Origin of the sequence: Vibrio sp. 1457 (genome assembly GCF_033340195.1) — a bacterium.
GTDB classification, from domain to species: domain Bacteria; phylum Pseudomonadota; class Gammaproteobacteria; order Enterobacterales; family Vibrionaceae; genus Vibrio; species Vibrio alginolyticus.
Map to the genome: position 1 here is coordinate 357,793 of NZ_JAWOWA010000002.1, position 26,931 is coordinate 384,723.

Below are 26,931 nucleotides of genomic sequence, written 5' to 3' on the forward strand. Positions count from 1 at the left end.
TGTTCGCTGCCCTATTCCTGCCTCACCCATAAAGCGAGGATAGTATCCATCAAAAGCGATTAACGGGATTTCTCTACCCACCATAAAATCCTCTCATTGATTTACGAAATGCAATTAAAAACACGGCATTCACAACATCAATCACAGCAAACACATCTATCTAACTGAACAAGAAGTTCAGTGACACATTAACTGTCTGAGTCTCGAAGGTTTGAGGCTATTCAGAGTGGAAATCGTCATGAGTTTTTTTGAAATACGCGCTAGCAAGACATCTTCTCTTACTGTGCTAGCGAGCGCACTAATGCTTACTACCCCCACTTTTAGCTTCGCCGCAGAAGAGACAACTTACAACGAAGTAGTGGAACAAGGTCGCCAGCTCTTCGACAAATACGGTATCAGCCATGAGCTACCGAAACTGGCCATCAGTTCTCTAGTACAAGGCGAGCACTTGGTAGAGCATGCTCACCGAACCGTTCAAATCGGCAACGAGGTCCGTGATTCTTCGGTGTTCCTTGTAAAAAACACCGACAGCAAGGGCAATATCGATCTACGCATCAAATACAACCCTGAAGAGCTGGATAAGAACGAAAAAGTGTTGGATGAAATCGAAGCCTTCACACGCACAGAATATCGTCTGCGCAACTATGCAGAGAGCTTTGATTCTTCATCGGTACGAGCTAAAGAAGATCAAAACGGCAATGTCGTTGTCAGCTTCAATTACTCAAAATACGGGCTTCCACAAGACATCGCCTATTTTCGTTTCTTAAGCGTCGATATCGAACTCGTTAACGGTGAGCCAAAACGCATGGTCATCACTAACGACAAGCCTTTCACACACCACAAATACAAGGTGGATACGTACCATCAAGAGATCCGCTTTCAAAAGCTGGATTCTGGAAAACTTGTGATTGCGAGCAAACACACTGAAATTGTTGGCTCAAGCAAAAATAAGCCATTGAAAATGGTCAGCACCCTTAAACCTGTCGCAATCTATGAGGATGACATTGGTGTGCAAGTGTTGGATGAGAAACGCTTGAACGAAGTTTCTGACCCACGCATGCAAGAAGCCAGTGTAAAACTTGATCGTATCTTCCCGTTAATGGGCGACATGGTGCGTCGACAAGGCATTGATCTGCCTCTGCCGTTTGGTGTGTCAATGGCTTACCGTAACCAAGATATGAACATCCCATTCAATGACTTCACTATTGATGGCGTGCGTCTAAACGACCTATTCGACCCAGAAGACACCGTCGGGATTGTGAACGCAGAGAGTTTTAGTATTCGTGGTGACGTGAACATCCTTCCTTTTTGGAACGTGTTTGGTTACGTCGGCAAAATCAATGTCGATGCGAACGTGGATGCGGGATACACAGGTGAAGGTGGCCAGTATCTAAAAGACAAGCTTAATGATCGTCTACCGGGCTTAGGCGACAAGTTTTGTGATGGTTTGTCTGCGCTATGTAATCGCGGGCGACTGAACGTGCCAATTCACCTTGAATACGATTTGCGCGGTGTCGGTACAACACTCTCGGTTGGTTACAAAGAGTTCTTTGCTTCTGTGACTGGCACGTACTCTCAGACACGTTTAAAAGGCTTGGATGATTGGGGTGACGGCATTGTTACCGTTCAGCCGATGCTTGGTTATCAGTTGGTCGACTACCGTACCCAGTTCTTTGTCGGTGCTGAATATCAAGGCTTGGACTCTCGTATGGATGGCCGAGTAAAAACCGGTGATATCGAGTTCGATTACGACATCGGTGTCGAGCTTAACGAGTGGGCATTCCTGACAGGCTTCAATAAGCAAATAGGCAAGAACTACAACCTGACCATGCTTTACAACAAAGGCGAAACACGTGACTCACTGACCTTGAACTTGGGTTATCGCTTCTAATCGCACAAAGAGATAACACACTTAGAAATAACACATTGGTAGGCCATTGAATGGTAGGACTGCATCCTACAAAGGTGATTATTGAAACTGTCACCGATGCCCTACCATTTGAGCCATCAATACAACAAACCATCCAACCATTCACGGATTAATACCAAAGCGTCAGGACGTCGCTTGTTAGATGCCGTTTAATATTTTCGGTGTACGCACCAAATGACTTTTGGACATAACAATGACTTTACTCAATCGCTCAACTTTAGCCATTACCATCACTCTTGCCTTAGCTGCTTGTGGTGATGATTCAAGTAAACCTAGCGTTCCTTACGATCCGGAGCCATTACAACCGTTACCGCCAGAGCAAATCTCTTTGGAAATTGGTGATGCGACCATTCAAGCCACTAAAGAGTCCCTTGTCATCACACCCCTTGATGCGGATGAAAAACTGGCAGCGGTAGAGGCGTTCAAAGGTATCCAATTTGCGCAAGCAGACCGCTTTCAACACAGCATTGTGGCCCCACTTGAAGGCGATATTGATGCGACTCAGTTCGGTGATGCGTGTCCGCAGTTAAAAACCACCACACAAACGCAGTCAGAAGATTGTTTGAATCTAAACATTTGGCGACCAGCCGGGACAGAAGCGTACGCAGATTTGCCAGTTTATGTCTTTATTCACGGTGGAGACTTTGAATACGGCGCGGGCTCAGAACCGCTGATTCATGGTGATATGGTGGTTGCACAAGGTGCTGACGATGGTAACCCGTTTATTGCTGTTACTTTTAACTATCGTTTGGGCTTGCTGGGCAGTGTTTGGGTCGATGGTTTGGACAACCCTGAGGGCGGTAACTTTGGCCTAGGCGATCAAAAACACGCGCTTGAATGGGTTCAACAAAACATAGAGGCATTCGGCGGCAATCCGCAGAATGTGACACTCATGGGTCAAGGTGCGGGTGCCATGTCGGTAGGAATTTTACAGCAATCAAAAGGCGATGCTGCAATCGCAGGTGAGCACTTTCAACGTGCCATCATGCAAAGCAACGCTTACGGCTTTGAATATAAAAGTTACGATGTTGCCAAGAGCCAAAGACCAGAGCAAAGCGTTGAAGATCTGACGTTACTACCACTTGAAGAGGTTATGAAGGTACAGAGCGAGATGCTTGATCCTATTCAGCGTCTCAAAAACTGGGTACTGACCGCTGCGAATATTCCGGTTATCAGTCCAACACGCGACAACAGCCCATTAGCTACGTTGATGCCATTTGCGCCTTACATCGAGCATCGCCCACCAGCGTTTCTAGTGAAAGAAGTTCCAGGCTATCACTTTACTGAACAAGCGATTGAGAGTGAATGGATCGTACCGACGGTAATTGGCTCAAACAGTGCAGAAAGCAATACTCTGGGCATGCTACCGAGCCTGACATTTTTGATCCCAACTATCATTGAAATCTTGAGCCAAAAAGCGCCAGAAGTCATTGAAAGTGGTGACGAAAACTTAATCGTCGAATACATGGTGGAGTGGCTAGAATCGGAAACGAACTTAAACCGTTTACGCGCTGAATATCGTTCATTACTCAGCGATTCAGCTTCGATTGAACTCGACCTTTCTGACTTATTGGAACTGCTGCCTAGCACCGCTTATGAGGCGATGACTAAGCTGTTCTTCGGTTTGGGGAACTCCGATTCAACCACGGAGTTACTTGCTCTGGCTGACTTCTTCCCTAGCGATGAAAGGGAACTGAATGGCGCGGCCAAAAACATGCAGCAATTCAAAACCACGTTGCATGATTTGCTCTTCACGGGTCCAAACCGTCATAAAGTTTCAACTGAAGAAGCAACAGGAGCGACGCCAAGCTTCTACTACTTTGACTACAAACCCGGATTCAACGTATGGACTTACAACACCAAAGGTGAAAATGGCGATCTTGACGTTGGTGATTTACTCAAGAGCATCAGTTGTATTGTGGGCGCTTGTAATGCATCGGAATTACCATTTGTGTTTAACAAGGCATTAAAGCTTGATGGTTCAAGTGTTCGCCCGGGTAGCAAAGACAAAGCAATGATGAACGAGCTCTCTCGTATGTGGTTTAGCGAACGTTTATTTGAAGACTTCCAATACAACAGCGCGACTGACCGAGTATTGCTGATCGATAACGATGGCGGTATTCAATCCACACAAGATTGGGACAATGCTCATCACTCAGGCATCGATCCAAAACTGCGCCAAGGTCGCCTCAACGGTCTCGAGGAACTTGGGCTGATTCTGAGTCACATGTAACGTTATCTTCAGTCACTAATAGCTCGTTACCAAATACCTAAAAGCCAGTTCACTGGCTTTTTTCATCCTTATTCCTTGAACATCATTAGGAAGGTTTACTCATGTTTCCTAACGCCCTTCGTGCCCTGCTACTCTTTATCTTCAGCGCACTATTGGTTGGCTGTGCCCAGCCCTACCCGCAAGTTGAACCGGATTTTGAAGCCAATTGGCAAACTACTCAGCATCAAGCCGAAGTTTACTTAATTCCTAACGCTCCGGAAGCCTTTGCGCGTCGCGTTGAACTGGTTAGAAATGCTCAGCAAAGCATCGATATGACTTACTTTTCTTGGGAGAGTGACACGCTTGGTTTGATGCTACTCAATGAACTCAAGCAAGCAGCAGATCGAGGCGTGCAAATTCGACTCACTCTCGATGATCTATTGGTTTTTAACGAGAAATGGCTTGCTGATCTCAGCGCTCACGACAACATTCAAATCCGTTTATTCAATCCGTTTGATTCACGTAAGTCAGGTTGGATTGGTCGCGCCGTCAACTTCTCTACTCATCAACAACGTTTGGACAATCGTCTGCACGAGAAGTACTTCAACGTTGACCATCAATGGATGATTCTAGGTGGACGTAACATTGGCGACGACTATTTTGGTTACAGCCGCAAAGCCAACTTCTTTGATATGGATGTCTTGTTCAAAGGCAGCATTATTCGAACGTTCGACCAGAACTACCAACAACTTTGGGACAGCGAGCATGTCACGCCAATAGAAAACATCGTTAACGTTACCCCAAACTATTCCGCGTTTACTCAAGCGCTTAATAAAGGTGAGAAAGACAAAAGCATCATTCTGGCGGAAGTTGAAAAACAGGTTAAACACCTGACCAGTCCCGACTTCATCACTGCGCAAGTCACCCCCGTTTTCGACTCATTAAACAAGTTAGAAAACAACAAACCCTACTTTAGAAAACGTGCAGAACACCAAGTTTGGCAACAAATAGCCACTGCGTCTAAAGCCGTGATATCAACGCCTTACGTGGTACCAAGTGATGGTGAATTTGCCTTTATTGATACCTTGATGGAGCAAAAAGCGGACATCACGTTAATGACGAACTCGTCTGCTTCTAATGATTCTGGCTTTATTCCGGCTTATTACGAGGAGCATCGCCAAACCCTGTTGGATAAGGGCGTTCATATACTTGAGTACAAAAACCAAGCGAAAAATGATGACCATTACTTCCATGCGGATACTTATTATCACAACAAGACGGTGATACTCGATGGTCGGCTGACTTATATCGGCTCATCAAACTTCGACCCAAGATCGGATTTCCTCAATATGGAATTTGGTGTGTTGGTCCAAAGCAGAGCCTTTGCAGAACATGTCATGCACTACCTAACTCGACAACAAGATGAACTGTTTTGGCGAGTATCTCGAGATGGACAAGGCCAAACTCAATGGCAATCAATGAATGAGATCCATACTAAGAATCCAAACTATGGTGGATGGCATAAGGCACCTAACTGGATATTCAAGAAACTGAATGGTGAGTTCGAACTCTAAACAATCAAGGCTTAAAAAGGCTCTCTATCTGCAAGGATGAGAGCCTTTTTAATGCCCGCTAAAACTGCGTTCCGAGCGAAAAGTGAACGCGGAATTGGTCTCCTTGCGGAGCATCTAAACCATAAGCAAAGTCCACTTTGACGGGCACGTATTTTGAATTCCATATCAAACTCAAGCCTGTACCACTTTTCCAATCCACCTTATCGTTGAAGGCATCACCAACATCATAAAATGCCCCAAGCCACAATTGGCGGTAGACCTGATATTGATATTCCAGCCCAGCAGTAAACATGTAACGAGCACCCGTTAAATCGCCATTTTCATCTCTAGGAGAGATAGACTCATACCCATAACCACGAAGATTGCCATCACCTCCCGCAAAGAAGCGTAACGATGATGGGATGTCACTCAAAGCGTCAGCGACATTAATACCGACATTAGAACGAAAGTGAAACTTGTGTTTTTCACTAATATCCCATGACAGAACACTATTGCCCTCAATACGCAGCAAACGAGAATCGGAGAAAAAATTAGGGTCTGAGTATTCCAATGAGTAAACGTGACGGTGCTTTACTTCTAATTGATCGTTCTTGCGATCAAGCAGTGAAAATGTCACCCCCGGTAATAACAACTGTGATTCGTCATTCTCCGACGCTTGTCGATAACTTTCTTGCAAATAACGAACGTGCATGGTGCTTTGCCAATCACTGTCTAACTGCCAGTGTTTTTCAAACGATAAATCATTAGAAAAACTCGATGTGTCTCGATAGTCGACATGCTTAGATTCAAACTGAATCCCGTAGTAATCCGTTAGAACATTTTGGGTGGGGATTTTGTAACCAAGTAATAGCGATTGTTCCGGTTTGGAAGCGTACGCTTGTGCCTCAAAACTGTGTCCACGTGCGTTGTACCAAGGCTTGGTCCAGTTCAGCGAAGCGCGTAATCCCAAGTCTGTCGAATACCCTCCACCGACTTGCACAATATTGCGTGAATTCGGCTCTGCGAGCACTTCTATCGGCACCTTATGACCATCGGATATCTCCTCGAAATCCGCTTTCACAATCACACTGCGAAACCAATCAGTACTGGAAAGATCGGCCTGATATTGACTCAATTTCAAAGTATCAAAATCGTCGCCCCGTTCAAATGTTCTCATCGCTTCTATTCGTGCCGTTTCGATACCCGACGTAAGAACAGAGAGTTCTCCAAATTGGTAACGAGAACCACTAGAGAAATGCAGATTCACATGGGCTTGATTCAAACTGGGAATGACTTCCAAAGACGATTCAATAAAACGCCCATCTAAATAACCTTTTTGCTGAGCCAATGAAATCAAGTTTCGCTTTAACGTATCGTACTCAGAATGAAGCAACGGCTGACCTTGTTTAAGTTGAGCTTGATTAGTTAATTCGATGAAATCCTGATCATTACTGGCCTCTCCCGACACAGCAATATTAGATTTTTTGACCAACATCACCTCCCCAGCGTCAACCTCAAGCGTGATGAAATCATTCTCTGATCTCTGAACGTTGAGCTCGGAATGATAGTAGCCATAAGGGTTTAACGCATTATTAACCATCTTCGTTAGTCGATTTGAGGTAATGTTTGAAACAGAGAGTTTCGTTAGTGGTGTAAGGTGACTTTCAAGATTTTTCTCTAATATTGGTGTTAGCCCTTTGATTTTAAATTGCGCTCCGAGTGCATGATGTAAAGGCATAGAAGCTAAAACTGATATACCTATTATTTGTTTAATGAGAGGAGACACACCGCTACCTAGTTTAGCAATACACTCGACAAGGTTAATGATGGAATGGCATATCAGTTAATCGCGTTTGTAGGATTGCTCCCTACGAAATCCTCTCGAAAATTCACGTTTCACAAGTAGATACTTTGAACGATAAATTGGCTCAAGCTAGGAGGTAGCAAATCATGCGGTCTGAAATAGGTATACTGTTTGCCAAAAATACAAAACCCAACGCTGAATGGATCTCATCAAGCGTTGGGTTACATTGATAATGTGTTTTTTAATCTAAAAAGCGTCTGTTAGTAAAACTAGATCGAAGAACAGTTTCCTTTTTCTGCCATGTCGACTTTTAGTACTTCTGCTTTACCTTTGCTTTCGTCCACGAGTTCTACGCCCGCACCACCAACAAATACACCCATTTTAATGTATTGATTAACGAAATAATTACGACCCTCTTCCGTTAAGATAGTTAAGTGATTTTCAGAAAACTCAGACTCTGTACTTACTTGATGTTCTTTATTGCCTTCGACCTCATGGTAGAAAAACACACCAGGAGCGGTTTCACCAATACATTCTCCATCGACGTAAACATACTTTTTAAGTGCTGCTCCGACAAAAGCATCTTCTCGGTAAATGTAAATCCCTGCGTTCCCCTTTTGAGGTGCTTCAAATGATTTCATTTGATTTGATACTGTCGAATCAACAGTAGGAACAGAAGCACAACCTGACAAACCCAAAAGGAATGCGGAACACAGAATTACTTTATTTTTCATGTTATTAACCTAGCTACGATAAAATCGCGCCAACCATACTATAAATAAATACGTTCACTTATTGGTATTTTTGAAATTTGTGATTCAACCTATGCAATAGCACTCATTTAGCGTATAGATTGAGCAAACATTAGCCATATAATAATCACGAGAATAAAATGCCCTGTATCTAACGATCACTAAATGCCACTTTACTCGCTAGACTGATAAGTAGAATACCTGAAACACCTTCAAGAGTTCTTGAATAACGCTGAGAGTGTGGACGACTAAATACCCAATTACCCACAGAGGCGTACAAAACGTTACATGTCGTCGCAAGTACGCTGAACAGCAAGCCAAGTACTAATAATTGCATTGATGTTGAGCTTGCAGACGTATCAATAAATTGAGCCAGAAACGAGAGAAAGAATAGCGCTACTTTTGGATTCAAGACGCTGACGATAACCCCCTGAACAAACACATTTTTATTATTATCAACATTTTTGTTTTCAACGATTTTACTTTCTCCACGCCACATAGACAGTAATGACTGAACACCTAAATAAACTAGGTAAGCGGCCCCTAACCATTTAACAACGCTAAAAGCCAAAGATGAACTCAGAATTATTGCTGACAAACCTAAACATGCCGCTAGTGTATGAAAAAAGTAACCAATACCAAGCCCCAGAGCCGCTTTCAGCCCATCAGATAATTTACCTTTCATTGTATTGGAAACAATATAAATTACATCAGGTCCAGGAATCATGTTGATAGCGAGACAAGCGACAACAAATAATAATAGTGAGTTTGAATCCATTCTTTTCTCCAAATTAACGTCTTGCGGGATAACATTTCATCGAGCTACAAGTAATGCAACGTCCAGGTTTCAATTGGTTATATTTAGTATTAACAACACGTTACTAATACTACAGCACTGCGCGAAGAGCACAATCATGAACAGTGATACGAATTAAATTATGGGCCTTTGTTAGCCCTTTGAATGATAATATTTAGCATCGTTTGGTTGTAAGCTTTTTCTAGCCAGCAGCTCTTATGGAAGTTAACAAATCGGCTACTTAGTATACTTAATAGACCGTCAAATCAGATAGATTATCTATTCTTATTTCTTCAAGCCTTTTTTGCTTCATTTTCCTGCCTCACTAAGCAGCAACTTAATACTTGCCACACCAAAAAATAACGCGAACACGCCTTCAAAAACTGCTTTGGATCTGAGATAGGTTTGCCTGACCTTTTTATACGCGAAAAGAAAAGCATAGCCAAAGAAAACCAAAGCACTAACCAGCCCTACAACAAAAATGACCGACAACAATTCCAACGGACTGGCCGTAGGAGGAACCCCTATCGAATAAAGCGCACCAAAAAACAGAATAGCCTTTGGGTTAGTTAAGTGAATTAACACTCCGGTTAAGTAGTTACCCTTCTCTGTCGTTACGTATGTTTTGGGTAACTTTAGCTGCTCGATGTTGCAGGCAGAATGTACGGACTTTAAAGCCAAATATAAAAGATAAAATGCCCCACAATATCTAAGAATTTCAAAAAGCCAAACATTGCTATAGAGTATGGTTGCGAGACCAAAAGCGGCTGAGGTTGACCAAAATAAAGACCCCGTTAAAACACCTGCAGCCAAATACCCACCAAAGCGTCGACCGTGGTTCATTGACGTGCCTGCTATCGCAAGAGTCGCAGGTCCGGGGCTAGCGATGGTAGCGATAGCTGATACGACAATCAGTGAATAATTTATCTCTTCCATTTTTACTCTAAGCCTCCAAATGGAGTTTTATCAACACTTATCGCGGAATACTCTATTGAACGTACATCAGAAGCGTAATACTGATTAAAACACCAAGTGTCACGAATCGAGTTGAGATTATTTGGTATTTTACTGCTCCAAAATAACATCAAATCCGCCATAAATGAGACGCTTTCCATCAAAGGGCATTGGGTTATTGTCTGGACTCATTCGAGGATCACCCATGATCCGCAGCCACCCTGAGTCTCGAACTTCTTTTGAAGGCCAGACTACCCACGAAAACACAACGGTTTCGTTGCTTTCAGCGTTAACTGCCATGGGAAATGATGTGATCTCACCATCTGGTACTTCACTCCCCCACGTCTCAACAACCTTTAAGGCCCCAAACTCCCTGAACATTTCTGCTGCTATTTTTGCGTGTGCGATATACTTTTCTTTATTCGCTGTCGGCACTGCAGCGACAAACCCATCAATGTATGACATAAGTAAACTCCTTTCATTGGAGTTATAACCATAGCTCAATAAAAAGAATGCACATGATGCCAAACCATAGAAGCAGGTACGTAATACAGCTTGAGAGCTACATTCCTAGCTTGGACTTTATATGCATATTTGAAAGGTATGTGTTTGGATCAAGCTTGGTTAGCATATTTATAATCTCCAAAACACTCGAATACTCAATACGTTCCTCTTCAGCATGCCCGATCCCACCTATTGTAAAGTGAGTAAAGCGGTAATCACGATAAACGTTTTGCAGCTGGCTAGAAATATCTTTGAGTAATCTTTTACTGAGGGCGAATGCAGGGTATTCACTACTTTCTGAAAGCTCTGCTGTAGAGCCAATAGATACAATATTGCATTTATCGTTAAGTGAACCTAAAGCGTTAAGCTCATTGACTAAATTAAGATACCCAATCGGACCAACATTCATAAACTCAATCAGTTCGTTTGTTGTCAATTCTGAAGACTCTCCCCACATCGACGCCAAATAAACTATGATGTCAAACTCTACACCTTTGAAGCACGTATAATCTGGCTTTTTACCGGGATCAACGTCAATACAAACAGAAGCGACTCCCTCCTCAACTAGCTTTGATCTAGAAATCGCATAAATTTCTGTACCCTGTAAGTTCGTAGCCAAGAACCTTCCTAGACCCTTACTACCTCCAACGATTAAAATCTGCATAACCCTATTCCTTGGTTAAGGTTGTCTTTCATATTGTCCGCCAAACTGTTCATTAGGCATCACTTTAACGTTTCTATTGCCCTACTTAGTTCTATCTTCAATTTCATCGAATGGTTCAACTGAAATACGCTCTGCAATTTCACTCATCTTCTTCATTTTTTCTGGGTTACTAGTTCCCCAAAACCGCTCCCAGTCTTCACGTGTTCGCCACTTGGCAATAGTTAAAACCTTTTCCGGTACATCGTAAGAACGAAGCATAAAACTACCAAGCGCCCCTTCTACTGACTGATGAATTGAATCTGTCGTCGAACGCCATATATTTTGAAACTCATCCATTTTTTCACTTGGCACACGCCATTCATACACAACTCTAAACATAACACTTCCATTAAAATTTCTAGATTTAATACGGCAAAGTATCAAGAACACTAAGCCAGGTTAATAGATGAATAAAGCAACATAGCAGAGCGTAGAGCAACCTAAAAAACAAAGCGTAAACGCTCTAAATCACTCCGATTCGATTAGTCATGCACACATTCAAAGATTTCGTATTGACGTTTAACATTGGCGGTTACTTTTCCCCAATGTGAGGCTTGAACTCTTTCCTGATGTTGCTTAAAAGAGGCTTTGTCGACGAACTCCTCATAGACATCAAAACGAAAAGGATTAGTCGAGCTTTGAGTCACAAGAAAAGTAAGGCAGCCCGGCTCTTCTAACGTGAGCCTTTTGTGAATTATTAACGCATGTTTTACTAATTCTAAATCCTTTTCCGGAACTAAAATAAAGCCTTTCAATGTTACTTTCGACATATCATCCTCTCGCCCCTGTTAAGAAGTAGCCAACACGCCCTCAATCTCAACCATCATATCGCAAATGTGAATCTCACCATGAATTAAAATGCCACGTGTTAGGAATCTATTTCTAATGCCCTATCGACTTACGAGCATAAGGTTATCTCTACCCTTTCTTTGCCTTTACCGATGTTCTTGCGTTTTAATTGAATTTGGCCGACTTCTGATGTGCGCTTTAAATGAGTGCCACCGCAAGGTACTTGCGCAAACCCATCCACTCTCCAATACCTTCTTTCACTCTCTTGATCGGAAAAGTCACTAATAATAACTGAATCAGAGTTAATCAAATCTTGCACATCAGTTTCAATTTCTTTCAATAACGGACCAATATTTTCAGACCACTCGAAATCTATGCGACTCTTATTTTCAGAAATATGCGCGCCTATCTTAACAATGCCTTCCCGACGCTGATAAAACATCTCGAGCACCACTTCAGCCGCAAAGTGTAGCTTCATTAAGGCGTATCTACGCTTCCAATCAATACTCGTAGTTACAATGTCACCAAGAGTAAAATTTGGAGAGGATTCCAATGTGTAAATAAGTCGAACACCTAACTTTTGAGCAATCAAAACCGGAATACCATTAATCGTTCCTTTATCACTCTCTTGGCCTCCAGACTCTGCAAAGAAGATAGTCTGGTCCAATTCAACCTTATTTCCGTCTACATTGCTCACTCTTGAGTTAAGTTCTGTTTGGTAGGGATTAACCCAAAATAATTTCTCGCTCATGCTGCTATCCTTGCAGTAAGTCCTATCTTTGATAGTACATTCAGTGACCACCAAGTCAATTCAAGAAACCTCACCGTCAAATGTAAGGCTGTGTATAGAGCACGAGCAGGCTAGACCTATTAGATGCGTTTAAGGCCGGATACTAAACGCTGTCTAGGGGTTTAGCTAACAACCCGTAAATTGCGGAATCTGAGACTACTCCATTCACTTCCCAACGCTGCCTTAGGAAACCTTCCTTTATAAAACCTAACCGTTCCAAGACTTTACCTGAAGAAGTATTGTCTGGATCTATCTCAGCCTCGATTCGACGTAGATTCAGTGTTTTGAATGCGTGTTCGATTAATGCAGTTCCCGCCTCTAATACAATGCCTTTACCCCAGAAATGACGACTAACGCCAAAGCCAATTTCTGCGCGCCTAGACTCTTTCACGTGATTAAACAGCATTATCTTACCCAGAAGTTGGCCATTGCTCTTTAGGAAGATGCCTAGTGTCACTTCTGTATTGCTATTCATGGCCTGTGTACTCTTGGCTATAAATGTCCGCGCTTCTTCAATTGAAACCCAAGGGCCAGAGTTCCAATATTTCATGACCTCATGGTCTGAGAAGATGTCAAACAATTCGCTTGCATCATCTTCAACTAGCTCTCTTAGAATTAATCGTTCCGTTTCAATCTTTGTTACTAACATTTTGGAGCCAGCCTTTTGGTTTGTTATTGGTGACGAAAATACAATAAAAGTGTGAGACACGTAATACAAATGATTTCGTATGAGACTTTTAAACAAGCTCAACGCACGGTAAAAGCGCCACGTGTCACGATTCTATATTGAAGCAAATTTTAGACATTCAAGTGCGTCAACAAGTAACCGCTGAACGCATCAAAGCTTGGAGTGAGTTGATCATAAGTCCTAAACTCAGGCTCAAAATAGTCCATATACTTTATTATCGCTTAGTGACGATTTCCTTCAGTACTCTGGCTGGGTTGCCACCAACAACGACATTGTCTCTAAAACTCTTTGTAACGACTGCGCCAGAGGCTACCACCACGTTGTTCCCAAGTGTTACGCCAGGGTTGATTACGGCATGGCCACCTATCCAACAATTGTCACCAATGTTTATGGGCTTTGCTAGCTCTAAACCACTGTTCCTCTCGATAGGATCTAAGGGATGAGTCGCAGTATAAATTCCAACTTGAGGCCCAAGTAAACAGTTATCACCAAACTTAACTTCCGCAACATCCAAAATCACACAACCAAAATTAGCGTAAAAATTATCTCCAACGTGAATGTTGGATCCGTAGTCGCAATTGAAAGAAGATTCAACATGAATATCGTCACCTGTTGTACCGAACAAGCGCTTAGTTATTTGAACTCGCTTTTGTTTATGCTCAACAGACGTGGCATTCAATTTTTCAGTTAGTAACCTAGCGCTCAACCTTAACTTTAATAACTCTTCATCACTTGGGTCATAAAGCTCACCTGCTAACATTTTCTCTTTTTCTGACATAAAACTTGGACTCCAATACCAATTTTCTTACAACGCTACATTAAGTATGTGAGTAACGCTACCTCCTAAGCGAGGCTGTTCCACCACGAAAACAAAGCCCGACTTGAACCCTAGTCCTCAGCGCTATCAATTTAGTGCACTACCACCACCGTTCTCACTAACTTATCACCGAGACGTTGCCTCTTTTTACCAAGAATGAAAATTGAGTCAATAAAACCGAAGAATGGAGTAATAACATTTCGAAAGAGCGACTGAAAAATATTGCACTTTTTACCCGTTCTTGCACTTATAACTGCAATGCCCAAAAGTTTTTTACCCACACTTTGACCATTTGGTAAACAATCAGAAAAAAGGTAATACGATACAGTCGCAGTTACTGCTGTAGCGCGCACAAGCTCTTTTTCAATACCGATTTCTAAGCCGACCCATAAAACGAGAGTAAAAATGCTAAAACTGACAAAAAGATCAATCATTTGTCCAACACACCTAACTCCCGGACTAGCCAAAACGTAATTTTCTAGAGTAAATTTTCCTGCATTTTTCATTTTAAAATTTGGACTAACAATTGTTTATTTGTGAACTAACGCTATTGAGACAGTAACATCCCCACTAAACCTAATCCATACTTCCGTAAAGCAAGGTCGAACCTGATTTTTCTATCTTTTCAATATATTACCACGCTTGTTCTAAAGGCTAGATTGGTAATATTTCAACATCTCTTCTTGATTAAGCGCTTTACTTTCTAACTTTTGTTGATCTTTAAAGATTTGAGCTAATGAAGGGAGAATTGAGCGATTTACTTTATAGTCATCAGACCAAAGTTTCCCTCTCATCACCGCTTTCGCACAATGAAAATACATACTCTCTATGACTATTTTGATAACAACCTTAGGATCTTTACTTCCATCGGGGCAAGCAGATATCAAGTTGGCGTCGGTGTGAATACTTGCGATTCCTTTAATACGGAGCACTTCATCAATACCATTTACCATCAATAACAACCCTACCTTGGGGTTACTAATGATATTTTTTAGACTATCGATACGATTGTTCCCCGAGCTATCAGGGAGCAACAATGTTGATTCATCTAAAACTTTTACGAAGCCAGGCTCCCCTCCTTTAGGAGAAAGATCGATATACCCTTGTGAATCAGCGGTACTTAGAACTGCAAAATGGCAGTTATTAATTAATGTAATCGCATGAACATCCAGCACAGGCAGAGCTTTATTTTTAGCTCTCGCACTTGGCTCTGCGTAAATTTCTTTTAACTGCTCTATTGTTTTAATTTCACTCATTCAATGTTATTCCTTCACTATCGTATAATGCTTTGCTTGTAAGCAAGCAGTAACTCTGACTTCTTGTATAGGCACTAGACCTAACTCATCGTAAAAATACTACGAGTACAAGTTATCTCTTTAATGCCTTGTTATCTAAAGATTTAAAGTTTTTCACTAAACTCCCCACACTGCTTACACTTATAACCATGCTTGTAAAAAAACAGTGAAAAACCTAGTAAAATAAAAACTAAGAAAGCTGGGCGTTTACCTTTTGTAAATACAAATAGATCTTTACTACCACATTTAGGGCAAACGTCTTTTTCTTCATCAACGTCAACTTCATTTCCCAATGATTCTGAGAAATCGCTACTAAGTATTTGTTTCGCATCTTCTGCATCACTTTCAGCCACCATCAGACGGACGCCGCCTATTGCATTTGAATAAAGCCACTGAGTATTTACCGTGTGCTCGTCAGCGATGTAACTTTCTATTCCGACACTATCTAGGCTTGCTCTCGCAATATGAGCTTCATGAGGAAAAGAAAACCTTGCTACTACAATCACATATTACTCCTTGTGGGAAAGCGCTCCCGTAAGGTATAAGAAACGCTAATTGGAAATGCCACGTGTAGTATTTCTTTTTGAACAATTTATTAGCCCACTACAGACTAATACATATACCCTAACCAATCTATATGACCAACAGCCCAAGTTTTACCGCTGATAGGTTTAACATATAAATCATCTAGTTGCTCTACAGCGACACCGTAATTTTTATGTTCGTGAACTCGCAACCAAGAACTTAGAGAGTTAAGGCGCATATAACCATTGGCCACATAAAAACGCTCCAAATCGGAGACTAAAATGATGAAGTCGACATCTTTAGTGGACGCATACTCGCTGAGTTGAGACAACATTTTTGTGCCAATATCTTGTCTTTGAACTGTGCTCTCGACACAAAAGTCACTCACACCTAATACTTTATAAATTTCATCACCAACGCGAACAACTCTGTAGTCTAATCCCATGTAACCAACTAACTGATCACCTTCGTAATTCAGAACTCTCATATGCGGGAGTTGCTTATAGTAAGAGCGAGTAACTTGATGTTCAGGAAACGACTTGTTTCTAAGAGCTTCAATTGCATTATGCTGCGCTTTAGATAACTCGATTTCTGGGTAAATATCCATATTTGACCTTTGAGTATTAATGACCTTTTGGAGGTGAGCAACGCAATACCGAGCCTTCCGCATACCGCCTTAAACACGAAAACCAACGCATAGTAAAAATGCCACGCGTTGCGAATCGCTATTGAACAGTTTGTTATGCTAATTACTCCAGTTGCCAAATCTCTGTAGATTTAAATGCATACATATACAGCGGGTACAGGTAAACAAGCATCAGTCCCATCCCTGTAACAAAAAAGAACAAGGTTCCTGGACTTAGATAAGTCAGTAAGAAGAACACACTAAATATTGCAATGCCCAGCATAGCAAGTGCATTTATCCCAAAGATGATGATCGCTAGCACTTTGCTACCGACGGCAACTCGATAACTAAAGCCGTAAAAGCTGACAAGAGATATTGCGGATACAAATGAGCCTATAAATGCTCCAATATTTAACTCTTTAAAAAATGGGAGTTGAAGAATGCTTAAAACCGTTAAGAAACACATTACCCAGAATACAAACTTCCACTTTTTCACGAATCTTCCTCATTCGTAGAACGCCCACGTAAGTGGAGAGCACCGCGACCACAACACTCAACCATTACACCGTAAACACTAAAACCAATTCAAACCAAAACCGCCAAGCATTACGAATCCGTCTTAAAGCGGTTGTTAGACGTCTTGAACTCACTGATAACTACCATACTCTCCACCATGGTTTACGTTCTAAATTAAACACATTATTGGCGAGTTGGTTTAGCTTTATAGCCTGACTTTCAGACAAATAGAACCAGATACTGGCTTGTCCATTATCCTTTGGATAGAAATCGAACCCCGGTTGGCGTAAATCGCTTAGTATAATTTCGATAGTTTTAGCATCAGCCCAATCATCGTCTATTTCAGGCTTTAGCAACCTTTTAACACCATCAACTGAATATTGGAGCTCTGCATAATGTTCTTCTAGGTTTACAGTATCTCGCAGCCCCTCTAAGTCCTTAGTTCTGCCTGTGATTCGATGGAACTGCTTTACTATTTCAATATAGGAACCATCCTCTTCAATCGCCTCTGCATCGAAATTCCACGCCTGATCACAAACAAACCGTCCCCATGGTTCTTCTTCAATCTCTATTCCGTATACAAAAAGAATTAAATCAAAAGGGTTCGATTCGTATTCTTCTCTAGAATATGAAAGGAGTAAATCGTTAATAGTCACACCTTTATTCAACGACAACCCTATGTCTGATAACTTCTCAATTTGTTCTTCGAGTTTCATTAGCTAATATTCCATAGTCCATTTCATAGACGCCTAACGCCGCGTTAAGTAGTGAGCAACGCAATACCTATGCTACCGCATACCACCGTAATCACGAAATCAACGCATAGTAAAAATGCCCCGCGTTGCGAATCACTCTTTAGCAGTTTGTTAGTCACGAGGCACCGAGCGATAATTTTAAGCCAAACTAAACTTTGCGAACAACAAACTTTATGTGCTTTGATGCACTTAAGTCTGGCGTAGTCTCAAAGCGACTATTCAATGAAACCAATTGGAACAGCAAACGCCGCAGAAAACGGACTGATAACACCCAAAAAGCGCTTTTTGAAAACCAATCTAACAGTGCGGACTTTCAACAAAGTCACTGAAACCAAGTGGAATTTACAACACCAAAGAAAACGTCATTTCAGAGAGTAAATCGGCTTTTGTACCAACAAACTCACCGAGTGGCGTTGCAACCAAAAACAGACTCTTGATTGCCCTGCTCTGTCAGCACCGAAGTACAAAACAGCAGCTAGGACAGTTACAAAACTTTGGATTTGAAGCTGTTGAAACTGAGTTTTGACTATCGACGACACACCGGCGTATCAAACGATCATCAGCTAAATTTTAAGCTTAGAAACGTAATTTTGATTGCTAACTTTTTCTGGCGACTAACGCCGCGTTAAGGGGGGGGAAAGCGCCACCACCCGACTTAAACCATTATGCCATAAACACTAAAACTGATTAAAACCAAAAATGCCAAGCGTGGGGAATCCCTCTTGAACGCTTTGTTATGTGAATTTTTTCACGCGCCCAAAAGAGGCAAATTTTTACGCTGCTGATAAGTTAAAGCCAACTCTAAACAGGACTTGATTGCTGTTTCTGGCAACACTTGCGATATGGACAGAACGATTGCTCTTTTTCCCTGAAACACCAGTTCTTCACCATACAATTCTCGAAATGTATCGACTAACTTAGTTTGGCAGTTAAAGAACAGGTAATAATTGTTAGGGGATTTCAGCTTCCAGTCCATTCTTAGCGGGCTGACTGTTTTTACACTATAGCTGGGTTCACCCCACTTTAGAGTTTCATCGACTTCACCCAGATCCAAATCAGATACGATTTGAAAGACTAGATTTCGTAGCTCCTCTAGCCTAATACGAGCATTTTCCGGATATTCCTCGAAGCGCTCTTTGACTACCTTGTTCACTGGAACCTTCTATTCACATAACGCCGTATTAAGGTGTGAGCAACGCTTGGCTATACTTGAGCTAAGCGAAACTGCCAAGCGTTGCGAATCACTCTTAAATGCTTTGTTAAGTTCATTTATTGTTATCGTGATATGCTCCATTGCTAAGCATCCGTTTGGTAAAAGCTGGTGTCGCTTTCCAGAGTAAATTTTCCGATTCACATTCGAGGCTACGATTTGCAAATTCAGCAGCACCAACAAGATCAGGAAAAAGAGAGCCGCTATGTATATTCATAACCGTTAAATGACGTAAAAACGCTTCTCTTTGCGTATTCGGTATTTCTATTTTGTAAAGAATTGGGGCCATCCCATTTAAGTCGATATTATTTTCAATAAACTCTTCTATATCTTCACCGTTTGGTATACGCGTAAACAAACCACTTTGACTAATTATTCTGGAGTTTTCATCAGTTAACCCTGAGAGCACCATAATAGTGTCAGATTCTTTTATTTCCTTATGACAGTACTCTGGCGAGTTAATAAAAATCTCCATCATCCCATCATGCGAATAAGCCCAAATAGCTCGGCAACCAGATTCATCTGGATCTGCTTCACTAAACGCAAAGTATGCTGAAACATAAGGATATAAAGTCCAGTCTAGGAGAGGGGTTGCTAAACCAAAATGTTGACCTAATGCCCACCATTCAATATCTGACAATGTCTTAGGTAACTGTCCGCGACGACCTGTACACGCCTTTTTAAATGTGCTTATTAGCCTATCTAACACTTCATTTCTAGGATCTAGACTCAAATTCAGATTCCTTTCAACCAGATATATATTTTGCTCTGATAACCCCTTAGAAGGCTCTGCTTCATCTAGCTTTTTTAGGGCTAACCTATATTCACGATCGAATTTTGAACGTAACGGCCAATTGGAGCTTTTTTGTCCTCGAAAAACATATTCATTCCAATCAAGAAAGTCCTTTTCAATTAGTGCTTCAAGCTCATACCAATTATTGACTCGTACCGTCGCGAATGCTTTTCCACAATTCCAATCTGGAACTTTAATATTGCACATTTATTTACTCCGAATTAAATGAAACTTAACGCCTTGTTAAGGTGTGAGGCACGCAATACTGAAGCTCCCGCATAACACCTTAACCACTAAAACCAACGCATAGTAAAAATGCCAAGCGTGCCGAATCACTCTTGAACAACTTGTTATGAGACATTTTTTCGCAATAGATTCTTTCTGTGTTTTTGATACTGCCTACTCTTAAAAATCCAATCACTGCTTGCGAGAAATACCGCGCCAATGACAGTAACTAAGTAAAGCCGGTACGAAATAAAAGGCGACAAGTTCAAGTAAAAATCGTTTTGAACAAATGCAGTACCAAATACAAATGGTACACAGAAAGCTAATCCATGAGTAAGACAGTGTCTGAGAAAGCCTCCCTTTTGAATCTTTAGCCACTGAACCTGTTTTTTCCGTTCCATCTATTCCACTCTATTCTGCATTTTTCATGGTGGCTCATAACGCCGCGTTAAGGGTGAATGCCATACAAACCCACCTTCCGCAGACCACGTTCACCACAAAAACTCAACGCATAGTGAAAATGCCACGCGTTGCGAATCCCTCTTGAACAGTTTGTTATGTTGAAACTCAGCACGTGTTTTACATTAAACTTTTACCGCATTTTCAACTGCATCAAGACTTCCAGGTGTCAAAGACAGCCTCAATATTATGACCATCTGGATCATGAACGAAGCATGCATAATAGTTCTCGGTATAGTGAGGTCGCGGTCCTGGAGCTCCGTTGTCTCGCGCTCCTGCTGAAATAGCTGAGTCATAAAACTCTCGAACCTTTTGCTGACTCGCCACACGAAAGGCAATATGAAAGCTCGTTAAAGCACCCTCAGCCTTAGCACTACAGATCTCGAATAAGAAGCCCTTACCGAGGTCGAAAGCCCAAAATTTACCTTTTCCACCAAATGCAATTTTGTACCCTAGTGGACTAAAAGCTTCTTCATAAAACTTCCGGCTTCTTTCTAAATCACTAACGGGAATTGTAACGTGATCAATCATGTATATACCTAAGATATTGTGTGGAACAAGAGATTAGCTGAATACCTGTGGGCTTTGAAGCACTATTTAACATAACGCCCTGTTAAGGGGTGAGCAACGCAATACTCAAGCCGCCGCATACCACCACCTTAAACACTAAAACCAACGCATAGTGAAAATGCCACGCGTTGCGAATCCCTCTGAAACAGATTGTTAGGCTATGTTTTCCTCGAACCAAAAGTCATGTTGATTCAATTGAATGTCAAATCCACTTTTGGATAAAAAGTTAATCTGCTCTCGATTGAACTCTACTCCGTGCTCTTTTTTGAACTCCCTCATTTGACATAAAAACCTAAACTCCTCAATGTCTTTAGTTCCTTTTGAGGAATTACAGGTTTTACAACACGGAAATAAATTTGAGAATTCTGTTTTACCTCCTCGAGACTCGGGGAAAAAATGATCAACAGTTAGCGTTTCAAGCGTTAATCCAACCCCGCAGTAGTAGCAAAAACCGGAGGTTTTGCTAAAAACATCCGACCTATACTTTTTCACGGCGCTCTTTCTGTCATTTGGTTTAACAGTATGGTCGAGGAAATCTGGATCTACTTTGTTTTCATCAAACAAATGAATGTACTTTTCATCAATCTCCCAAGGACCGTCATAAGAAAAAGCTCTTGCTAAAATTTTGCAAGCGTTTCGAGAACATCCGACAACGGTGTAGTTTATACCCTGCTCATTTTCATACCACCCTTCAACCTGAGACATAAAACCCCCATGAACTGGACAGCATCCTTTATTAAGCCTATTTAAGCGCTCTTCTACTTTCTTTCTCATTGCTTCCTCGGAGCCTAACGCCCTGTTAAGGGGTTAGCAACGCAATACCGAAGGTTCCGCATAACACCTTAACCACTAAAACCAACGCATGGTAAAAATGCCACGCGTGCCGAATCACTCTTAAACAGTTTGTTAGGTGCGTAGCCAAAGTTGGTAAAAGTCTGTTTCATCGTGCTTGGGATTATTGCGCACGAACTCCCAACCATGGCGCTTATAGAATGTGAGAGCTCGATGGTTAGTTCGGCTTACTGAAAGTACAGCACGCAAACAACCCGCTTTACTCAACGTCCTTACAATATAATCCTGCAATTTTGCAGCGAGTCCTGAACCACGAAAATTCGGCTTTAAGTAAATGAGATGCACATAGCCAGTCTCCGGCTCGGGTGAAAAGCTACGAAACTCTAACTGCCCTGCAAACTGACCATCCACAAATATATGGATATAGAACCATCCTGATGCTGCTAACCGGTCTAATACTCATTCACGATACCCACTGATGAAGTCGTCGAAACCATCGTAATGCCCAAAACTACAAAAGTATGCATCTTTTCTCGCAGCAACGCACAATTCGAAATCATCAATGTTTATCTGCTGAAAAGTAATTTCCATACTTACCTTTTCCTTCAAGCACCTAACGCCGCGTTAAGTAGTGAGCAACGCCACCACCACACCTAAAACATTGTGCCGTAAACACTAGAGCTGAATCGAACCAAAAATGCCAAGCGTTGCGAATCTGCCTTAAACGCTTTGTTAGGGCACTTCTCGCTTGACATGAGTGCTTAAATGCATAGTATAAATTTCAAGCGGTTATCCGCGAGGTGTCAGGCAAAATTAAGGTAACTAAATACCAAAAGTAAGATACTGAAACTAACATAACTGAATAAAGATTAGAGTAAAGAGCTACATAAACTAGACTACTATTTCAATGCTTAAGATGCTAAAGCTCATAAGATTGAAGACAAACACTAATTTTAAAACTCTCTCTAATTTAACTTAAAACGACTAATTTCAATATACCTGAAACTCAAAACACACCTTCAAGCCTGATAGTCACCAACCCTTAGAGGCGTTGACTATGAAGATTAGTTTTAGTGTTTCTGCAGCATTTCACGCTTGGTTTCTGAAACTTGAGTTTGCTTTCGACAGAAGTAACTCTAGCCAAGGTGAAGCAGAGGAAGCTTAAATTCCAAGCCCACTGTTGATATGGTGGGCTTTTTTACGTTTGTACCCTAACGCTCTGTTAAGGGATGAGTAACGCAATACCGATGTTGCTGCATACCACCTTAATCACTTAAACCAACGCACAGTGAAAATGCCACGCGTTGCGAATCCCTCTTGAACAATTTGTTATGCGAAATTCGACAATGCTGATTTGTACGCCTTTCTAGCCTCGAAACTTAAGTAGTTGTCCATACCTTGGAACAGTTCAAATAGCTCAGCACCATATTTGAGTTTGAACTCTTCACTGCTATAAACAAGCTCTAGCTCATTAGCGACAGTTAACTCGCAAAACAATTTCACCGTTGCACTGTCGAGTTTGAATGTTGAACCAGTAAATCGATCTTTAAATTGGATTTCTGGCACTTTGCCAAATTGAGGAAATACATAGTCTCGGTCACATGAGCAGTACAAGTAAACCAAAGCTTCTTCATCACACCCAATAGTTCGTGCTATTTCTTGGCGCTGACTTAGCGACACCATATTTTCATCGAAGCCCGCAGTTCCATAAGCAGCATGAAAGAGACCTGCAATTTGAAGTAACTCGCTACTACCCCAACTTATCAGAACATTTTCAGTCCCTTTAAGGTGCGCTTCCAATGAACCGTTAAGGTGTTGAAAGTCACCTGCACCAAGCTCTTGTAGCATTCCAAACTTATCCATAAATATCCATTTCCTTTAGGTCGCATAACGCTTTGCTAAGGTGCAGCTAACCAACCATTAAGTTCAAGCAAAGCCACCGTAATCACTAAACTCACCCAAACCAAAAATACCAAAGGTTAGCTGTCACTCTTAAGCAATTTGTTAGCATTCGCTTATTAGAACGCCAGAACACATATTAATAACGGCATAGATGCATTTACTAGTTTAAGCCACCAATCATTCCCATAAGCCGTTTCATTCGCTCCAACAAATCATCATAGGTTATTATCTTTACCTTACGATTCACATTTAATGAAAACAAAATTTGTTTTTGGTCTTCTGAGAGGTCTTTTGAGCGACCAATAACGACAAAACCTTCAGGATTATACTGATTCGTTAACCATTTCGGTGCATTATTTGTCCCTAATCTAATTTCGTTAATCCAGTCTTCCACTTGTTGAGATGCATGAGTAACTTTTTTTCTTATACGGTTGGACTTCGTAAATATTTTATCACTATGACGCTCCAGCTCAACCAATACTACTTTTTTGTCGACTTGCTCATAACGTATAACTAAGTCTGCTCTATAGCGACCTATTCTAACTTCGCTGAACATAGAGGCCATATGACTATCTAAAATTTGTGGATTTTTATTTAAAAATTCATGTAGCTCTTTTTCTTTTGTCGATCTACTACCAATTAGTCTACAGAAATGAACAAATCTATTTTCCAGTTTCGTAGAATCAGAAATTTTGGGGCATAAACTAGATATTTTCTCTCTAAGAGCTTGTTCTTTAGTTTTAATAGGAATACCTGAGTCTTCAATTTCTTCGACACCTATCGGAGGCATCAACTCTCCTCCTCCCTCAGACAAAACTTTCACATCAGTGTTCTTAAATTCACCTAATATTACCGCTGGAACCATACTAATATCCATTGCTGCATAAGCAAGGTATACAGGATAATCGTCATCAGTTATGAAAACATTACCATCTTCATAGATAAGCAACTCAGAAAAAGAAAAGCCAAAATCACACATTTTGTTAATGTAAGACTGAATTCTTTCTTTCGGAATAGATAATGCGTATTCAATATCACGTGGCTTAATAATATTTAATGGAACTTCTGCTTTATAGCATTTTATTTCATTTTTATGAGCCTTAACTATTAAATCTAATAAATAGTCATTATCAGTAAGCTTATCTTGTTCATCAACAATTATTAAATCTTTTGTTAATACTGGATACTCGTAACGGTGATAGGCTATTAAACATCGGAGAGCAAATACGGCATACTCATTTGATTGCACACTTTCCTTAGATATATGAATCCAGCCATTAATGGTAAAAAGAGAAACAAATGGCTCTGGTTCTTTTTTACACACTCGAATTTCTAGGCGTACTGCTTTCTTCGTTAAGTACTCTCTATCGAAAATTGTTATAGAATAGACTAAACCAGCGCCTTTAAGCTCTTCTCTTTGAATTAACACTCCTTTTTCTACATCTTGAATACGAGAAGTTATAAAGCAAAACTCAGGAAGAGGTAATGTTTCCAATTGAGATATCTTAGACTTACATTCCTCAAGCTGTGGTAAATCGCCTTCAGAATAAACTAAATCTTTTTTTATCATTAAAATTGCATTATACATATCACCAACTAAGGGGTTGGCTTGATAGTGCTCTAAAATCCAACTTTTTATTTCTTCTGAACTTCCTATCCTTTTTTCTCCTTCCGAAATCTCTAGTAGAAGCTCTCTTCTGAGCTCACTAAGCATTGAGAAAACTCCATTTTCAGATGAAGGAGTTCCTAAATTCTCTACTCTTTTCGTTACAAGTTTCATTATAATCCTTCAAAACCTGATTGACGCTATTTGCATGCTAACGCCGCGTTAAGTGGTTAACAACGCTGACAACCGAACCTAAGCCATTGCACCGTAAGCACAAAACTCAATTTGAACTGAGAATGCCACGCGTTGTGAATCCGTCTTAAACGCCTTGTTATAACTTCAGATACGTGTGGATTGTTGTATGTAGGTTTTTAAACCCTGTTAGCTCAAATTCCAGTACCCATGAGGATTCAAGTGTCATAGGTAACTTTCCATTTGTCGATTCACCAAATTTAATTTCAGTGATATCAACAGGACTATGAGCTGCAAAGAAGTAAACTGACCCATCAATATACCCGTCATCTGGGTTTACAGGGAAAGTAAATGTTCTACCAGTAAGTTCATTAAGCTCTGTAGGTAAATTAATACCGTTTAGGCTAATTACAGTTTCTATTGTCTCAGAATAGTCGTCTAGACTAAGTTCAAACGGCTCTATTCCTATCTCAAGTGAGACGTCGCCATCGACACCAGAAATCTTTGCACTTGTAAATTTGAGCTTTTCTATCGGGAAATTTTCCACTCTTCCTCCTGAGTTATAACGCCGCGTTAAGGTGTGAGGCACGCAATACCGAAAGTTCCGCATAACACCTTAACCACTAAAGCCAACGCATAGTAAAAATGCCACGCGTGCCGAATCACTCTTGAACAATTTGTTATACGAATTTCTTCAGTGCCAACACTTGCTGTTCAAATAACTCACAATCTGACTTTGAGTATGACTTAGCGACATTAACCCATTGAACGCCCGTTTCATCTATGTGGCGAAACTCGACTTGAAGTGCATATTTAGAACAACGAAAAAGAGCAAAAACCAAACCTACAACCGTCAGACTAAGAACTAAAACTAGTAGCCATTGTGGCACCTCTTCCAACCTTGGAATAACTAACCAAACTGCCCCTGAAAAAACACACACCCAGAATAAAACTTGACCTAAATTATCAAGAAAACTTAACTTTTTAACCCTAACATTGTTTATCTTAGACAAAGGATATGAGTCTTTCTTAAACCTGAACTCTTTTGAATCCAAGTTAAAATCAGTATTTTTGTACATAATTTCCCTCTATTCGTATAACGCCCTGCTAAGGGGTGAGCAACGCAATACCTAAGCCGCCGCAAACCACCTTAATCACTAAATTCAACGCATAG

At 41.0% G+C, this 26,931-nt stretch carries 28 protein-coding genes and 1 pseudogene; 3 read left to right on the plus strand and 26 right to left on the minus strand.

Features of this window, described 5'->3' with window-relative positions; translation table 11 throughout:
* The first annotated feature begins 238 nt into the window (after positions 1 to 238).
* From R7Z41_RS03460 to R7Z41_RS03470, 3 genes are all read left to right on the plus strand, one after another.
* Entirely contained in the window at positions 239 to 1,891 is a 1,653-nt protein-coding gene (locus tag R7Z41_RS03460; protein WP_206970899.1) for a hypothetical protein, read from the plus strand.
* 232 nt (positions 1,892 to 2,123) lie between these two features.
* Complete coding sequence (locus tag R7Z41_RS03465) at positions 2,124 to 4,163, plus strand: carboxylesterase family protein (protein ID WP_206970900.1); 2,040 nt, start codon at positions 2,124 to 2,126, stop codon at positions 4,161 to 4,163.
* A gap of 101 nt (positions 4,164 to 4,264) precedes the next feature.
* On the plus strand, positions 4,265 to 5,716 hold the full coding sequence (locus R7Z41_RS03470) for a phospholipase D family protein (RefSeq protein WP_206970901.1): 1,452 nt from the start codon (positions 4,265 to 4,267) through the stop codon (positions 5,714 to 5,716).
* A 58-nt stretch (positions 5,717 to 5,774) separates the two neighbouring features.
* Here R7Z41_RS03470 and R7Z41_RS03475 read toward each other — a convergent pair whose 3' ends face one another.
* The 26 genes and pseudogenes from R7Z41_RS03475 to R7Z41_RS03605 all read right to left on the minus strand — a co-directional run bounded on the left by R7Z41_RS03475 (position 5,775) and on the right by R7Z41_RS03605 (position 26,836).
* Positions 5,775 to 7,433 carry an autotransporter assembly complex protein TamA gene (locus R7Z41_RS03475; RefSeq protein ID WP_225477603.1) on the minus strand — a complete coding sequence of 553 codons (1,659 nt, stop codon included), beginning with the start codon at positions 7,431 to 7,433 and terminating at the stop codon, positions 5,775 to 5,777.
* Positions 7,434 to 7,768: 335 nt separating this feature from the next.
* The gene (locus R7Z41_RS03480; RefSeq protein WP_005377099.1) at positions 7,769 to 8,233 is read right to left on the minus strand and encodes a DUF2846 domain-containing protein; all 465 of its coding nucleotides are present in this window, start codon (positions 8,231 to 8,233) and stop codon (positions 7,769 to 7,771) included.
* Positions 8,234 to 8,402: 169 nt separating this feature from the next.
* Positions 8,403 to 9,029 carry a LysE family translocator gene (locus R7Z41_RS03485; RefSeq protein ID WP_318136298.1) on the minus strand — a complete coding sequence of 209 codons (627 nt, stop codon included), beginning with the start codon at positions 9,027 to 9,029 and terminating at the stop codon, positions 8,403 to 8,405.
* Between the two features lie 327 nt (positions 9,030 to 9,356).
* Positions 9,357 to 9,983 (minus strand): LysE family translocator, encoded by a 627-nt coding sequence (locus tag R7Z41_RS03490; protein ID WP_065274599.1) that lies wholly within the window; start codon positions 9,981 to 9,983, stop codon positions 9,357 to 9,359.
* 129 nt (positions 9,984 to 10,112) lie between these two features.
* Positions 10,113 to 10,466 carry a DUF1428 domain-containing protein gene (locus R7Z41_RS03495; RefSeq protein ID WP_005387184.1) on the minus strand — a complete coding sequence of 118 codons (354 nt, stop codon included), beginning with the start codon at positions 10,464 to 10,466 and terminating at the stop codon, positions 10,113 to 10,115.
* A 97-nt stretch (positions 10,467 to 10,563) separates the two neighbouring features.
* Complete coding sequence (locus R7Z41_RS03500) at positions 10,564 to 11,169, minus strand: hypothetical protein (RefSeq protein ID WP_054728580.1); 606 nt, start codon at positions 11,167 to 11,169, stop codon at positions 10,564 to 10,566.
* 81 nt (positions 11,170 to 11,250) lie between these two features.
* Entirely contained in the window at positions 11,251 to 11,547 is a 297-nt protein-coding gene (locus R7Z41_RS03505) for an antibiotic biosynthesis monooxygenase family protein (protein ID WP_033907479.1), read from the minus strand.
* 143 nt (positions 11,548 to 11,690) lie between these two features.
* Positions 11,691 to 11,978: a putative quinol monooxygenase gene (locus R7Z41_RS03510; protein WP_017821462.1), complete on the minus strand. Its 288-nt coding sequence runs from the start codon at positions 11,976 to 11,978 to the stop codon at positions 11,691 to 11,693.
* Between the two features lie 128 nt (positions 11,979 to 12,106).
* On the minus strand, positions 12,107 to 12,748 hold the full coding sequence (locus tag R7Z41_RS03515) for an alanine--tRNA ligase-related protein (protein WP_206970904.1): 642 nt from the start codon (positions 12,746 to 12,748) through the stop codon (positions 12,107 to 12,109).
* A gap of 142 nt (positions 12,749 to 12,890) precedes the next feature.
* Positions 12,891 to 13,436, minus strand: coding sequence for a GNAT family N-acetyltransferase (locus tag R7Z41_RS03520; protein WP_053304370.1), 546 nt, complete (start codon positions 13,434 to 13,436; stop codon positions 12,891 to 12,893).
* Positions 13,437 to 13,689: 253 nt separating this feature from the next.
* Positions 13,690 to 14,253, minus strand: a complete 564-nt coding sequence (locus R7Z41_RS03525) for a sugar O-acetyltransferase (RefSeq protein WP_047102727.1) — start codon at positions 14,251 to 14,253, stop codon at positions 13,690 to 13,692.
* Between the two features lie 131 nt (positions 14,254 to 14,384).
* Positions 14,385 to 14,798 carry an RDD family protein gene (locus R7Z41_RS03530; protein ID WP_031781318.1) on the minus strand — a complete coding sequence of 138 codons (414 nt, stop codon included), beginning with the start codon at positions 14,796 to 14,798 and terminating at the stop codon, positions 14,385 to 14,387.
* Between the two features lie 141 nt (positions 14,799 to 14,939).
* Positions 14,940 to 15,548 (minus strand): pyridoxamine 5'-phosphate oxidase family protein, encoded by a 609-nt coding sequence (locus R7Z41_RS03535; RefSeq protein WP_005389306.1) that lies wholly within the window; start codon positions 15,546 to 15,548, stop codon positions 14,940 to 14,942.
* A gap of 143 nt (positions 15,549 to 15,691) precedes the next feature.
* Positions 15,692 to 16,093 (minus strand): DUF2007 domain-containing protein, encoded by a 402-nt coding sequence (locus R7Z41_RS03540; RefSeq protein WP_206970905.1) that lies wholly within the window; start codon positions 16,091 to 16,093, stop codon positions 15,692 to 15,694.
* A 104-nt stretch (positions 16,094 to 16,197) separates the two neighbouring features.
* The gene (locus tag R7Z41_RS03545) at positions 16,198 to 16,719 is read right to left on the minus strand and encodes a GNAT family N-acetyltransferase (protein ID WP_206970906.1); all 522 of its coding nucleotides are present in this window, start codon (positions 16,717 to 16,719) and stop codon (positions 16,198 to 16,200) included.
* 142 nt (positions 16,720 to 16,861) lie between these two features.
* On the minus strand, positions 16,862 to 17,233 hold the full coding sequence (locus R7Z41_RS03550; protein WP_132937087.1) for a hypothetical protein: 372 nt from the start codon (positions 17,231 to 17,233) through the stop codon (positions 16,862 to 16,864).
* A 160-nt stretch (positions 17,234 to 17,393) separates the two neighbouring features.
* On the minus strand, positions 17,394 to 17,969 hold the full coding sequence (locus R7Z41_RS03555; protein ID WP_132937086.1) for a hypothetical protein: 576 nt from the start codon (positions 17,967 to 17,969) through the stop codon (positions 17,394 to 17,396).
* 787 nt (positions 17,970 to 18,756) lie between these two features.
* A complete protein-coding gene (locus R7Z41_RS03560; RefSeq protein ID WP_206970907.1) occupies positions 18,757 to 19,161 on the minus strand; it encodes a DUF1801 domain-containing protein in 405 nt (134 codons plus the stop codon).
* Between the two features lie 112 nt (positions 19,162 to 19,273).
* Positions 19,274 to 20,218, minus strand: a complete 945-nt coding sequence (locus R7Z41_RS03565) for an FRG domain-containing protein (protein ID WP_206959765.1) — start codon at positions 20,216 to 20,218, stop codon at positions 19,274 to 19,276.
* Positions 20,219 to 20,848: 630 nt separating this feature from the next.
* Entirely contained in the window at positions 20,849 to 21,226 is a 378-nt protein-coding gene (locus R7Z41_RS03575) for a VOC family protein (protein WP_132937081.1), read from the minus strand.
* A gap of 192 nt (positions 21,227 to 21,418) precedes the next feature.
* The gene (locus R7Z41_RS03580) at positions 21,419 to 22,039 is read right to left on the minus strand and encodes an HNH endonuclease (RefSeq protein ID WP_206959763.1); all 621 of its coding nucleotides are present in this window, start codon (positions 22,037 to 22,039) and stop codon (positions 21,419 to 21,421) included.
* A gap of 132 nt (positions 22,040 to 22,171) precedes the next feature.
* Positions 22,172 to 22,648, minus strand: a pseudogene (locus R7Z41_RS03585) (GNAT family N-acetyltransferase).
* A 738-nt stretch (positions 22,649 to 23,386) separates the two neighbouring features.
* Entirely contained in the window at positions 23,387 to 23,920 is a 534-nt protein-coding gene (locus tag R7Z41_RS03590; RefSeq protein WP_132937076.1) for a DUF6817 domain-containing protein, read from the minus strand.
* A 199-nt stretch (positions 23,921 to 24,119) separates the two neighbouring features.
* Positions 24,120 to 25,739, minus strand: a complete 1,620-nt coding sequence (locus R7Z41_RS03595) for a Shedu immune nuclease family protein (protein WP_225478318.1) — start codon at positions 25,737 to 25,739, stop codon at positions 24,120 to 24,122.
* Between the two features lie 157 nt (positions 25,740 to 25,896).
* Entirely contained in the window at positions 25,897 to 26,304 is a 408-nt protein-coding gene (locus tag R7Z41_RS03600; protein ID WP_132937075.1) for a hypothetical protein, read from the minus strand.
* Between the two features lie 133 nt (positions 26,305 to 26,437).
* Entirely contained in the window at positions 26,438 to 26,836 is a 399-nt protein-coding gene (locus R7Z41_RS03605) for a DUF6232 family protein (protein ID WP_025519062.1), read from the minus strand.
* Between the last annotated feature and the right edge of the window lie 95 nt (positions 26,837 to 26,931).